We start from the raw sequence: 12,081 nt of genomic DNA on the forward strand, positions 1-12,081 counted from the left end.
CTCACCGACATGAGCGAACACCAATATTACGAATTCCAGGCGATCGACCGTCCGCTCAGCGAGGCGGATTGTCAGGCGCTGCGGAAGTTGTCGACACGGGCGCGGATCACCACCAGCAGTTTCACCAACTCGTACCAATGGGGTGACTTCAAAGGCGATCCGACGACACTCATGCAGCGCTGGTTCGATCTCCACCTCTATCTGGCGAATTGGGGCGCGCGCAGACTGATGATCAGACTGCCGCGGAGATTGCTCGATCGCGCTGCGCTTAAGGCGTTCATCGCTGATGTCGAGGACGTCAAGCTATCGACCGCCGGCGATAACTTGATCCTCAGCGTGGCGCGCGACGAGGTGGACTTCGAGGATTGGGACGACGGCTCGGGCTGGCTGGCGGACCTGGCGCCGTTGCGCGCCGACATCCTGAGCGGCGACCTTCGGCTGTTCTACCTGCTCTGGCTGATGGCGGTCGAAACCGACGAGATAGGCCCCGATCAGTTGGAGCCGATGCCGGGCCTCGGGCCGCTGAGCGGGCCGCTCGAAGCCTTCGTCGATTTCTTCGACATCGACCGCGACCTGGTCGCGGTCGCCGCCGCGCAGCCTGCCAGCCCGGCCCGGGGGCTGTCAGCGCCGGCGGAGGCGGTGCGGCCGATCATCGCGGCGATCAGCGAGCAACAGAAGACCGATCTTTTGACCCGGCTGTTCGCGGGCGATGCGCATGTGGCGCACGAATTGCGGGCGCTGGTCCGCGATCGGTTGGCGCCCGAAACCGCGGCGGCGCAGGCCCCTGCGCGCAGCGTCTCCGAATTGCGCGCCGGCGCCGAGGCGATCCGGGCCGCCCGCGCGCGGGCGCAGGCCGCCAAGGCCGCCGCCGAGCGCGCCAAGCTCCAGCAAGCCGCCGAACGCCAACGCCGCGCGCGTCTGAAGGATCTCGAAGGCCGCGGCGAGCGCGTGTGGAAAGACATCGAGACGGAGATCGAGCGGCGCAATCCCAACGCTTACGACAAGGCCACCGCCCTGCTCGTCGACCTGCAGGCGATCGCAGCCGCAAACGGCGGCGCCGAGGACTTCGTGCAACGCCTGCGATCGATCCGCCAACGCCACGCCCGAAAGGAGCGCTTCATCGAACGGCTGGCGCAACTCGGATAGACGGCGGGCGGAGCAGCCGGAACCATCCATTCCCCGATCGGCGGCGTCCGAGTCGCCGACGACGGCTGGTTCGGATGTTTCGGCGGTTTTTTGGTCGAGGCGAAAGCGCACCAACGCCTGTGGTACTGCAGCTGCGCACAGGGCGGGTCTCCGCACCAGCCGCGGCCGGCCGCGATCGCTCCTCGCCGCTTGCGCGGCGGCTTATTTCCGGTATATTTTCCGGAAACGCGGAGGACGCCATGGCCAAAGCCAAATCTCCTGTTGCGACGCATCGCGCGCGGATGGAGCGCCAGGGTTTCGTGCGGGTCGAAGTCAACGTTCGCAAGGAAGATGCGATCCTTGTCCGCCGTGTGGCTTCTGCTTTGTCGGATCCGTCGCGGCAGGCCGAGGCGCGCCGCCTGCTTCAGCAACGCTTCGTCGAGCCGGCCAAAGTGAGCCTGAAGACGCTCCTTGCATCCGCGCCACTCGACGGCATCGATCTCGATCGCAGTCCGGCCCCCGGGCGTGACGTCGATCCATGAACTACCTGATCGATACCGACATTGTTTCCGAGCTCCGCAAGGGCCCGCGTTGCGACGCCCATGTATCGGCCTGGTACGCGTCCCTCGCTGACGAGGATCTGTTTCTGAGTACGCTCGTCCTTGGTGAAATCCGCAAGGGCGTCGAGCTGGCACGCCCTCGCGACCCGGGCAAGGCGGAGGCGCTTGAACGCTGGTTGCGTGAAGTGGAGACGGCATTCAATGGCCGCGTGCTCGGCATCGATAACGCGGTGTCCGATCAATGGGGGCGCATGAGCGCCATCCGGCCGCTGCCGGTTGTCGACGGCCTGCTTGCGGCCACCGCGTTGACGCATGGCCTGACGCTGGTGACGCGCAACGATCGCGACGTCGCCGGGCTGGGCGCGATCGTGTTCAACCCGTTCAGGGGCGAGGAAAGCGACCGTCGATCGTAGTCTGTAACGTTCGAAGGAAGCGGCGCGTCGCAGCGAAGAAACGGTGTTGGCGGGCCACGAACGAATATGGTGAGTACTATGGCTACGCCATAGCCCTATAATCACGGAGCGGCGCGACCAGAAGGTCACGGAACGGAGCATGCACCGCTGCCCGCTCGACCGGAGCAATTGACGACACATCCGGCAGGTCTTCGCTGCCGGTAACGCCAAGGACAGCCACGCCGCGCGCCAAGGGCAGTCCAAAACGCCTTGCTGGCCGTCTGATGCACAACCTCCCGTTCGATCGTTCTGCTCGTCGGGAGTTTGGCAAACAAGGAAGAACGACGTGCCGGCGGGGCACCAACGATGATTGGGGCAATTTATTTACGCCTTACCGCTACGCTAGCTCCCGAACGATAGCTGCATTTGACTGCAACGAGTAATCAAGCGGGAGAGGGCAAGTCTATGTTTGGTTGGTTCAAAAAACCCAGCGGTATGAGCCGCAAACCCGAAACAGCGCATACTGGTGCCGACATCGCCGCAGAGTTCATGGCTCGCGCCGGATGGGAAGAGCCGGTTGCGCCGACGCCTGGATGGGCGCTGCTGCTCCGCTCGCCTTACGATACTTCGAAGGTCGTTACATCCTGGCTAGGTGGAATTCCCCATGCTCCAACCGATTTTTCCTGGCCCATGGATACCGACGGGAAGCCATTGCATTTCATCGCCCAGATCGATCTCGCATCATTGCAACCTGAGCCGGAAACGGGACTACGTCCGCCGGGATTACCCGAGCAGGGGGCGCTGCTGGTTTTCGTTGGCCGATCCTACGCATGCCCTGTGCTGAGCGTTGCCGACATGGGGCGGGCGGTGCCGCTGTCATTACCCGACCAACTGGAACCCATCCGCAAGCATGGTTTTTTTAGCGACAAGCCGGTGTTCAGCTATTGGCCCATCGACCCTGTAGCTTTTCTCGACACAGGCAGCGGGCGCCCGCCCTTTCTACCAGATCCTTTCGAACACCCCCGCAATTGGATAATCAACTGGGGCATCGCCGCGTTGGAAGCGGAAATCGTGATTGAAAGTCTCGAGCGCGAGCTCGGCTTTGGTCGTGATTTTTTGGCTCGGCTGCAGGGAAACGGTGACGGCCAGGCAAAAAACAGAGTGATTGAAAGCAAGACTGCTTATTACACGGTTATGGCACGTAGCGCCCCACCCGTGGTTTCGGCAATGAAGGCTTGGCGGGAGGCAGCTCTGTCGAAGCCGCCAGAAGCGCTGATAGACCAAGCTCAGGTCGACGAAGTCTTCACGGCGCGCCGGATTCTGCACGATAAGATCGAAGAAAATTATCCGCCGAAGTCCCTTCTACTCGGGCGGGCTAAGGCGTTTTGGGAAAAGCTGTGCTTGAGCTATTCGCAGGAGAACGACTTCAGCCTGGTCCCGATGGCCTTGCAGCCCTTCGTTGCAATGTGGCTCACGGATTGGCGTGGCCATCGTCTCTTCGGGTTAGAGCCACCGTTCCCCAACAACGGAGAAGATCGGCGCGGCCAGGATTGCCTCATAAGCGTCGCTGCTGACCGGGTGTTGAATACCGATTCTGAGCACGAATACGGCATGTCGATTTGGTGTCCGAAACAGCGTCTGATGAAGGGACAATTCGAGCCGGGACAGTTTATCCGCCACATTGCAGTTTGATCGCGGACACTTCCGGATAGACCGCTTTCACCCTGGGCCGCCGCTGCGAATGTCGGCCTACCGTCCGCGTACCAGGTGGCTCTATCGGCGGCGACATCGTGCCTGCGGGCAATTCGTTTACGCTATACCCCTCCTGTGATCTCCCCTACTTGGAGTATGGGCTCGATTCCAATTATCCAGTGGAACGGTTCGCCGGAGAGGGCCACGCCATAGCAATTGATATAACTACCGATCTTTTTCCCTTGATTGATTATTGTGCTGACCTGTTCCGGTGGAATGAATCCGCCGACGACCGGCGACCCATCGATCGTCTGCACTATGCTGAAGCCAGCCGGACCGACCATGAAAATGCCCAACAAGGCTCCCACTCCAGCGAACAGAATTGGTAGCAGCCAGTTTCTGAAGAAGTGCATATCTCCCCTTGTCGTTTACAATAGCACGGTCTTTCATCCCTGAACTATCGAACCCGCGAGTTTGCAATCCGCGTTCTCACCAGAGCTTGCGCAAACTCCTACGTTAGTTTTGAAACGATCCGCAACTTGCATCCGGCGCGCGGACTTTCTGCCGAATCGTGGCGCGGATTGAAAGCGATTCGAGACAGGGCCCAGGCCGACACCACGCGGGCCGAGGCCATGTTGGACAGCGCGGCTCAGCAACCGGTCACCACAACGATGCTGCGCAAGTTCGCAGCCACGGCCCGCCAGCGGATGCGAATCGAAGGTGGCGGCTATCGCCGCGACCATCTGCGCGCCTTGGCCCAGAGGGTCGAGGTTGCCGACCGCGAGGTCCGCATCATGGGGTCAAAGAGCGATTTGCTCAGAACGCTCGCGGCGATTTCCGGCGTAGAATCGGCGGCTGGCGGCGTTCGCAGTTCTGTACTGGATTGGCGGAAGGGGTGGGATTCGAACCCACGGTACCCTTGCAGGCACGGCGGTTTTCAAGACCGCTGCCTTAAACCACTCGGCCACCCTTCCAAACCCACCAAGCCAAGGCGATATCGGACCGCGGCCGGCTTGGCAAGGCGGCCGGTGCGGCGCTTCGACGGCGCGACGGGTGCGGTTGGTGCGGTTGGTGCGGTTGGTGCGGCCCCGCGGCGGCGCTGCAGCCGGCGTGAGGGCGATGCGCTTGCGTCCAAGCGCGGCCGATGTCGCGAGGCCGCCCCCTGCGGCTACACCCCGTGTGGCTGCAGCTTCGCCAGCAGCCGCTGGCCGATCGCCACCGCGCAATCCGGCTGATGCACGATGTCGTCGCCCTTGTGTTCCCACGCCACCGAGGCGTGGCACAGCTTGCATTGATTGCGGGCGCCGCCGTCTTCCTCGGACACGGTTTCGATCGCCGTCCGGCTCAGAGCCAGAGCGATTTTACGGACGTCTTCGGCGGCGAATGCGGTCATTGCGGGTTCCGACGGGTTCAAGGCAGTGCAGGTGTCAGGGCGGAAATAGTGAAGCGGTCGCCGCGGCGTTGCAACAGTTTTCCGGGCGGCGGCGCTGCGTCGCCGAACCGCTTGGCGATTTGCCTTGCGCTAATCCAGCCCGCGCTCGCGCGACAGCCGCACCATCTCGGCGATGAAGATCGGCTTCTGTTTGGCGTCGAGGCTCATGAACAGCGGGTCGGCGGCGTCGGCGACGTTGCGCTGATCCTGCGCGCGGTCATAGAGAAACTGCGCCTCGTTGCGCATCTGCTCGACGATGTCGTCGGGCGGATCGCGCTTGGCGCGCTCGGCGCGCAGCCTGAGCCGATCGGCGCCGTTGTTGCCGAGCGAATGCATCGCGGCGTTGAACGCGGTCCAATGCTTCTCCTGCTCCGGCGTCAAATTCAGTTCGGCCTTGATCCGCGCGATGTTGGCGTCGGAATTGGCGACGATCTGGTCGGCGGTGAGTTCGACCGGCAGCGGCGCGGCGACGGTTTGCGACGGCTTCGCGGTCTTGGCTGCCTCCCTCGCCGCCTGCTTGGCGGCCTTCGATCCCTTGGCCGGCTTGGCGGCGCCCTTGGCCGGCTTGGCGGCGCCTTTCGCCGGCGCATTGGCCGGCGATTGGCCATCGGGAGCCGGCGCCGGTCCCTGCTGCGCGGGCTGCTGCCGCGGCGCGTTGCCCGGCACGCCGAGCACGCTGCCGACCACGCCGACCACGCCGCCGATCGCGCCGCCCAACACCCCGCCGACCGGCCCGGCCGCCTTGTTGCCTTCGCGCGAGCCCTGCTGCACGCCCTGCACCAGGCCCTGAGCGCGGGCCGGCAGCGGCATCGCCAGCAGCGTCAGCAGCGTCAGCAGCGTCAGCAATGCTGCGCCAAGCAGCGCCACCGCCGGCCGTGCTGATCGCACGATCCGGAGCGCACCACGTCGCCGCGTCGAAGTTTGGCTGTGCATCAAGACGGTCTCCCAAAATTCCGCGCCGGCGCACGGCTGCCAAACCCAGCCGGTCGGCAGCCGCAACGATTCGACGCCGAGTCTGGCAGAGCGATGCGGCGGGGTGAAGGCCGGCGCACCGCCGCGGGGCTGCGACCTCGCGACCGCCGATTTGCTGACGCGGCGTTCGCCGCATCCGGTGTAAGACGGCGTCAGCTCAACGCCTGACGTGATGCCGGTACCGCGCCGCATGCAACATCGCCCGTTCCCCGACCTGCGGATGACCGCGCTGCACGACTACCGCGCGCCGTGGTGGCTGCCGGGCGGCGACCTGCAGACGATCTGGCCGGCGCTGCTGTTGCGGCCGTGGCGCGCCGCCGGGCCGGCCTATCGGCGCGAGCGCTGGCAGGCGCCGGACGGCGATTTCATCGACGTCGACCACCTGCAAGGCGCGCGCGGCGCGCCCTGGCTGGTGCTGTTCCACGGCCTCGAGGGCAGTTCGTCGAGCCATTACGCGGTGGCGTTCGCGCAGGCGGCGAAGGCGCGCGGCTGGCATTTCAGCGTGCCGCATTTCCGCGGCTGTTCGGGCGAGCCGAATCTGGCGCCGCGCTCCTATCATTCCGGCGACTTCGAGGAGATCGGCTGGATGCTCGGCCGGATCCGCGAGGCCGCCGGCGCGCCGGTGCTGGCCGCCGGCGTCTCGCTCGGCGGCAACGCGCTGCTGCGCTGGGCGGAGGAAGCCGGCTCCACCGCGACGCCGGTGGTGCGGGCGCTGGCGGCGGTCTCGGCGCCGCTGGATCTCGCCGCCGCGGGGGCTGCGATCGACCGCGGCTTCAACCGGCTGGCCTATGCGCAGCATTTCCTGCGCACCATGAAGCCGCACGCGCTGGCGAAATGGCAGCAGCACCCTCGATTGTTCGACCGCGAGCGGCTGATCGCGGCGCGCACCTTGCGCGAGTTCGACGACTGCTTCACCGCGCCGCTGCACGGCTTTTCCAGCGTCGACGATTACTGGCGCCGCGCCTCCGCCAAGCCGCATCTGGTCGCGATCCGGGTGCCGACGCTGGTGTTCAACGCCCGCAACGATCCGTTCGTGCCGGAGCAATCCCTCCCCAACCCGAACCAGGCCGGCCCCGAGGTGATGCTGTGGCAGCCCGACCATGGCGGCCATGTCGGCTTCCCCACCGGCCGCTTTCCCGGCCACGTCCACGCCATGCCGGAGGCGGTGTGCGACTGGCTGGAGGCGGCGGCGGCGACGGAAGCCAGCCATCCGCTTTGACGATCGCAGCAGCCGCCGATGTCCGTGTCGCTCTCGTTGGTGAGCGGCCCGCGGCGATGCTACCGGACGACTGCGACGTTGGGTCCTCCCGGGTCTTGCACTATTGTGCGGACATGAGAGCGCACGACCTCAAGCGACTGGTCGCGGACGGCTACGACAAAATAGCTGACGCTTACTTCGAGCAGTTTGCTCGATCGTCGGTGCGCGCCGCAAAGCTCGCGGAGCTGATCGCACGGCTCGCCGAAACAGCGAGGGTGCTCGATCTCGGATGCGGAGCCGGCGTGCCCGTGGCGCGCGACTGCGCCGCGCGCGGCTTTCGGGTCACCGGCGTCGACGCCTCGCCGGAACAGATTGCGCGCGCCCGGTGCAACGTCCCCGAGGCCGAATTCATCCACGCCGATATGACCGCTGTAAGCTTCGCAGCCGAGACATTCGACGCCGTCGCCGCCTTCTACGCGATCACGCACGTCCCAAGGAATGAGCACGCCGCGCTGATCCGACGGATCGCGTCGTGGTTGCGCCCCGGTGGGGTGTTGGTCGCGAGTTTCGGAGCCTCGGAGGGAGAATGGCTCGGAGACTGGCTGGGCGCCCCGATGTTCTTCAGTCATCACGCCCCGGAAGAGGCGGAGCGACTGATCCGGGACGCCGGCTTGTGTCTGGAGCAGGCAGAGTTGCTCGAACAGGACAACGAAACCGCGACGTTCCTCTGGATCACGGCGCGAAAGCCCTGATCGCGCGCGGCGGCTCTCGTCGCCAGGCGCCGCCGCCCCGCCTCATCCCCTCGCCTCGCCCGCTCAGCAGCAGCCGCGGAAGCGGCCTTTGCCGACCGCGTAGCGCGCGTTTTGCCGCTCCACGAAAAACTCCTCATAGGTCATCACCGGCAGATCCGGATGGGTCTGCCGGCGGTGCTCCACATAGGTCTGATAGTCGGGGATCCCGACCATCAGCCGCGCGGCGCGCACCGTCCATTCTTTCATCGCCATCAGGTCACGCAATTTTCGCTCCTTGCACGGTGGTCGGCAGGCCGACCTCAATGGCGGTGATCTTCGGATCGCCCAGCGCGCGGCGGATCGCGATCACCCCGTAGACGATCATCGACAGCACCACGGCGATGAACATCGCCGTCAGCGTCGCGTCGACGTAGTCGTTGACGATGACGCGGTGCATCTCCTCCATGGTCTTGGCCGGCGCCAAAATCGTGCCGGCCGCGGCCGCATCGCTGAATTTCCAGGCGTGGGCGACGAAGCCGATCTTGACGTCGGCGCTGAACAACTTCTGGAAGCCCGCGGTCAGCGTGCAGATCAGCAGCCACAGCGTCGGCACGATGGTCACCCAGGCGTAGCGCTGCCGCTTCATCTTGAACAGCACCACGGTGCACAGGATCAGCGCCATGCCGGCCAGCATCTGATTGGAGATGCCGAACAGCGGCCACAGCGTGTTGATGCCGCCCATCGGATCGATCACGCCCTGATACAGGAAGTATCCCCAGGCGCAGACCGCCAGCGCCGAGCCGATCAGGTTATTGGCCCAGGACTCGGTCTTGCGGAACGCCGGCACCACGCTGCCGATCATATCCTGGATCATGAAGCGGGCGACCCTTGTGCCGGCATCGACCGTGGTCAGAATGAACAGCGCCTCGAACAGAATGGCGAAGTGATACCACAGCCCCATCAGCACCCGGCCGCCGAACATCCCGGACAGGATGTGCGCCATGCCGAGCGCCAGCGTCGGGGCGCCGCCGGTGCGCGACAACAGGGTCTTTTCGCCGACATCCTGCGCCAATTGGTTGAGCATGTCGGGGGTGACGACGAAGCCCCAGCCGGACACCACCTGCGCCGCCTGCACCGCGGTGGTGCCGATCACGCCCGCGGGGCTGTTGATTGCGAAATACACGCCGGGCTCCAGCACGGTGGCGCCGATCATCGCCATGATGGCGACGAAGGATTCCGTCAGCATCCCGCCATAGCCGATGAACCGTAGCTGATTCTCGTTCTCGACCATTTTCGGCGTGGTGCCCGAGGCGATCAGCGCGTGGAAGCCGGACACCGAGCCGCAGGCGATGGTGATGAACAGGAACGGGAACAGGCTACCCGACCACACCGGGCCGGAGCCGTCGATGAACTGGGTGACCGCCGGCATCTTCAGATCGGGCTGCACGATGATGATGCCGACCGCGAGCAGCGCCATGGTGCCGACCTTGAGGAAGGTCGACAGATAGTCGCGCGGCGCCAACAGCAGCCACACCGGCAGCACCGAGGCGACGAAGCCGTAGCCGATGATCACCAGCGCCAGCGTTTCGCCCGAGAGATCGAACCAGGCGGCGAGCGCCGGATTGTCCGCCACGGTGCGGCCGTAGATCAGCGACGCCAGCAGCAGCACCACGCCGATCACCGACATTTCGGCGATCCGGCCGATCCGGATGAAGCGGGCATAGACCCCCATCAGCATGGCGATCGGAATGGTCGAGAACACCGTAAAGGTGCCCCACGGACTGCCGACCAGCGCCTTGACCACCACCAGCGCCAGCACCGCGAGCAGGATCACCATGATCAACAGCACGCCGATCAGCGCGATGCCGCCGGCGACCGGTCCCATCTCCGAGCGCACGATATCGCCGAGCGAGCGGCCGTCGCGCCGCGTCGACAGGAACAGCACGGTGAAATCCTGCACCGCGCCGGCGAACACCACGCCGGCCAAGATCCACAGCGTGCCGGGCAGATAGCCCATCTGCGCCGCGAGCACCGGGCCGACCAGCGGGCCGGCGCCGGCGATCGCCGCGAAATGATGCCCGAACAGCACGTAGCGGTTGGTCGGGACGTAATCCAGGCCGTCATTGTGGACGTGAGCGGGAGTTCGCCGCTTGGGGTCGACGCCCAGCACCTTCTCGGCGATGAACAGCCCGTAAAAGCGGTAGGCGATGAAATAGACGCAGACCGCGGCGATCACCAGCCAGGAGGCGTTGATGGTCTCGCCGCGGCTCAGCGCGACGATGCCGAACGACACTACGCCGAGCGCCACCACCGCGGCCCACAGCAGCTTCGACAAGATCCCATTGTCCTTGGTGGCAAGCGTACTCATGATCGTCCTTCGTCAGGCGGCTGGTGAAGCTGCGGCAAGTCTGGTGCCCGGCGAGTATCTCTTCCGCGACTCCGGACCGCTCGTTGATCTCGATCAACTGCCAGCAATAAAACACCAGAAAAGATGATTGTAACGCAGCAATCTTGCTCGCAGGTCGATAGCTGGGATGCATTGTTGCGGGAGCTGGTCGTTCCGTCCTCCTCAGGGGACCATAAGCCGCAGCGGGCGCGGATGGTTTCGTGCACGTTTGGCCCCGCGGCAATATATTTCATGCGAGCGTTGCGCGGTTGATTTGTGCGGCAAATAATCGTGCAAGATTCAGACCTTGGAAGGTCGTTATGGCCCAAGACCGAGCCCGCACCGCACGCATCGAAGCCCGCATCGCCCCGAGGCGCTGGCGGTGGTGAAACGCGCCACCGAGTTGCAGGGCCGCAGCGTCAGCGATTTCGTCGTCGCGGCCGCGCAGGAAGCCGCCGCCCGCACCATCGAAGAAACCCAGATCATCCGGCTTGCGGTCGAGGATCAGCGCGCCTTCGCTGCCGCGATCCTCGATCCGCCGCACCCCTCCGACAATCTGCTTGGCGCCGCGGAAGCCTACCGCGATTTGATCAAGCCTGCGCCGTGAGCCAGGGGTTTCGGATCGAAGCCCTCGCTGCGACGCACGACCGGGCAGCCTTTTGCAGCGGCGTCGAGCCGCTCGATCGCTATCTGCGCGAACTGGCCAATCAGGACATCAAGCGGCGCGTCAGATGACGGCGGTGGGTGGAGTTAGTCCGTAGCCCGGATGAAGCGAAGCGAAATCCGGGAAACCGCCAATGCGCCGTACGAGACACGCAAAGCGCCGTCATCCTGAGGTGCCCGAGCAACGCGAGGGCCTCGAAGGATGCGGCCACGTGTACGCGGTGAACTCCCACCCCGCGGCGCATCCTTCGAGACGCCCGGCTTCGCTGCGCTTCGCCGGGCTCCTCAGGATGACGGCGGTGGGTGGAGTTAGTCCGTAGCCCGGATGAAGCGAAGCGAAATCCGGGAAACCGCCAATGCGCCGTACGACACGCAAAGCGCCGTCATCCTGAGGTGCCCGAGCAACGCGAGGGCCTCGAAGGATGCGGCTACGTGTACGCGGTGAACTCCCACCCCACGGCGCATGCTTCGAGACGCCCGGCTTCGCTGCGCTTCGCCGGGCTCCTCAGGATGACGGCGGAGGGTGGAGTTAGTCCGTAGTCCGTAGCCCGGATGAAGCGAAGCGAAATCCGGGAGCAAATAGCGATTATCCTCTCGGCTAGATATCCCGCCGATACAACTCCGGCGGGGAGGCTCTGTCCCCGGATTTCGCTGCGCTCCATCCGGGCTACAGCGCCGACCCCATTGACAATTTCACGCACGTGATTATATTCCTAGTCGTCCTGTCCGTGAGGGGCGCTTTCGCGAGGCGTCACGTTAGCGGGACAGAGCGAGCGGTGGGGCAACTCACTCATCGCTGCCGATGCGGAGGCAACTCCTCCTCGGTCGACGCGGCGTCCCGCGCTGGTGCCTCGCAAGCATCACCCGGGAGGCCCCAGGCCACCGTCCGGGCCCACTACGAGGCTCTGCCACTTGCTGGTTGGCTGGACG

The 12,081-nt window shown here is 65.1% G+C and carries 13 protein-coding genes and 1 tRNA gene; 8 read left to right on the plus strand and 6 right to left on the minus strand.

Annotated elements, in window-relative coordinates:
- Positions 1 to 9: 9 nt before the first annotated feature.
- From RPC_RS14690 to RPC_RS14705, 4 genes are all read left to right on the plus strand, one after another.
- Positions 10 to 1,146: a hypothetical protein gene (locus tag RPC_RS14690; RefSeq protein WP_011473374.1), complete on the plus strand. Its 1,137-nt coding sequence runs from the start codon at positions 10 to 12 to the stop codon at positions 1,144 to 1,146.
- A 239-nt stretch (positions 1,147 to 1,385) separates the two neighbouring features.
- The gene (locus RPC_RS14695; protein ID WP_157043217.1) at positions 1,386 to 1,667 is read left to right on the plus strand and encodes a hypothetical protein; all 282 of its coding nucleotides are present in this window, start codon (positions 1,386 to 1,388) and stop codon (positions 1,665 to 1,667) included.
- The gene (locus RPC_RS14700; protein ID WP_011473375.1) at positions 1,664 to 2,098 is read left to right on the plus strand and encodes a type II toxin-antitoxin system VapC family toxin; all 435 of its coding nucleotides are present in this window, start codon (positions 1,664 to 1,666) and stop codon (positions 2,096 to 2,098) included. Before RPC_RS14695 ends, RPC_RS14700 begins: the two co-directional genes overlap by 4 nt.
- Positions 2,099 to 2,542: 444 nt before the next feature.
- On the plus strand, positions 2,543 to 3,769 hold the full coding sequence (locus tag RPC_RS14705; protein WP_080507339.1) for a DUF1963 domain-containing protein: 1,227 nt from the start codon (positions 2,543 to 2,545) through the stop codon (positions 3,767 to 3,769).
- A gap of 122 nt (positions 3,770 to 3,891) precedes the next feature.
- On the opposite strand, the gene RPC_RS14710 is transcribed toward RPC_RS14705, so the two are convergent.
- The 4 genes from RPC_RS14710 to RPC_RS14725 all read right to left on the minus strand — a co-directional run bounded on the left by RPC_RS14710 (position 3,892) and on the right by RPC_RS14725 (position 6,134).
- Entirely contained in the window at positions 3,892 to 4,128 is a 237-nt protein-coding gene (locus tag RPC_RS14710; protein ID WP_157043218.1) for a hypothetical protein, read from the minus strand.
- Positions 4,129 to 4,653: 525 nt separating this feature from the next.
- Positions 4,654 to 4,743: transfer RNA gene (locus tag RPC_RS14715), tRNA-Ser, on the minus strand.
- Between the two features lie 194 nt (positions 4,744 to 4,937).
- A complete protein-coding gene (locus tag RPC_RS14720) occupies positions 4,938 to 5,162 on the minus strand; it encodes a DUF3222 family protein (protein ID WP_011473377.1) in 225 nt (74 codons plus the stop codon).
- A gap of 129 nt (positions 5,163 to 5,291) precedes the next feature.
- A complete protein-coding gene (locus tag RPC_RS14725) occupies positions 5,292 to 6,134 on the minus strand; it encodes a Spy/CpxP family protein refolding chaperone (protein ID WP_011473378.1) in 843 nt (280 codons plus the stop codon).
- A gap of 229 nt (positions 6,135 to 6,363) precedes the next feature.
- Here RPC_RS14725 and RPC_RS14730 point away from each other — a divergent pair, with 229 nt between their 5' ends.
- Positions 6,364 to 7,392, plus strand: a complete 1,029-nt coding sequence (locus tag RPC_RS14730; RefSeq protein ID WP_415914713.1) for a YheT family hydrolase — start codon at positions 6,364 to 6,366, stop codon at positions 7,390 to 7,392.
- A 113-nt stretch (positions 7,393 to 7,505) separates the two neighbouring features.
- On the plus strand, positions 7,506 to 8,123 hold the full coding sequence (locus RPC_RS14735; protein WP_041802883.1) for a class I SAM-dependent methyltransferase: 618 nt from the start codon (positions 7,506 to 7,508) through the stop codon (positions 8,121 to 8,123).
- Between the two features lie 63 nt (positions 8,124 to 8,186).
- On the opposite strand, the gene RPC_RS14740 is transcribed toward RPC_RS14735, so the two are convergent.
- Positions 8,187 to 8,375, minus strand: coding sequence for a YbdD/YjiX family protein (locus RPC_RS14740; protein WP_011473381.1), 189 nt, complete (start codon positions 8,373 to 8,375; stop codon positions 8,187 to 8,189).
- A gap of 4 nt (positions 8,376 to 8,379) precedes the next feature.
- Positions 8,380 to 10,470 carry a carbon starvation CstA family protein gene (locus RPC_RS14745; protein ID WP_011473382.1) on the minus strand — a complete coding sequence of 697 codons (2,091 nt, stop codon included), beginning with the start codon at positions 10,468 to 10,470 and terminating at the stop codon, positions 8,380 to 8,382.
- Between the two features lie 325 nt (positions 10,471 to 10,795).
- On the opposite strand from RPC_RS14745, the gene RPC_RS14750 reads away from it, so the two are divergent.
- On the plus strand, positions 10,796 to 11,095 hold the full coding sequence (locus RPC_RS14750) for a DUF1778 domain-containing protein (protein ID WP_011473383.1): 300 nt from the start codon (positions 10,796 to 10,798) through the stop codon (positions 11,093 to 11,095).
- Positions 11,092 to 11,223: a hypothetical protein gene (locus RPC_RS26835; protein WP_415914714.1), complete on the plus strand. Its 132-nt coding sequence runs from the start codon at positions 11,092 to 11,094 to the stop codon at positions 11,221 to 11,223. The genes RPC_RS14750 and RPC_RS26835 overlap by 4 nt, the downstream gene beginning before the upstream one ends.
- Positions 11,224 to 12,081: the final 858 nt, after the last annotated feature.

Origin of the sequence: Rhodopseudomonas palustris BisB18, from assembly GCF_000013745.1 — a bacterium.
GTDB lineage: Bacteria > Pseudomonadota > Alphaproteobacteria > Rhizobiales > Xanthobacteraceae > Rhodopseudomonas_A > Rhodopseudomonas_A palustris_F.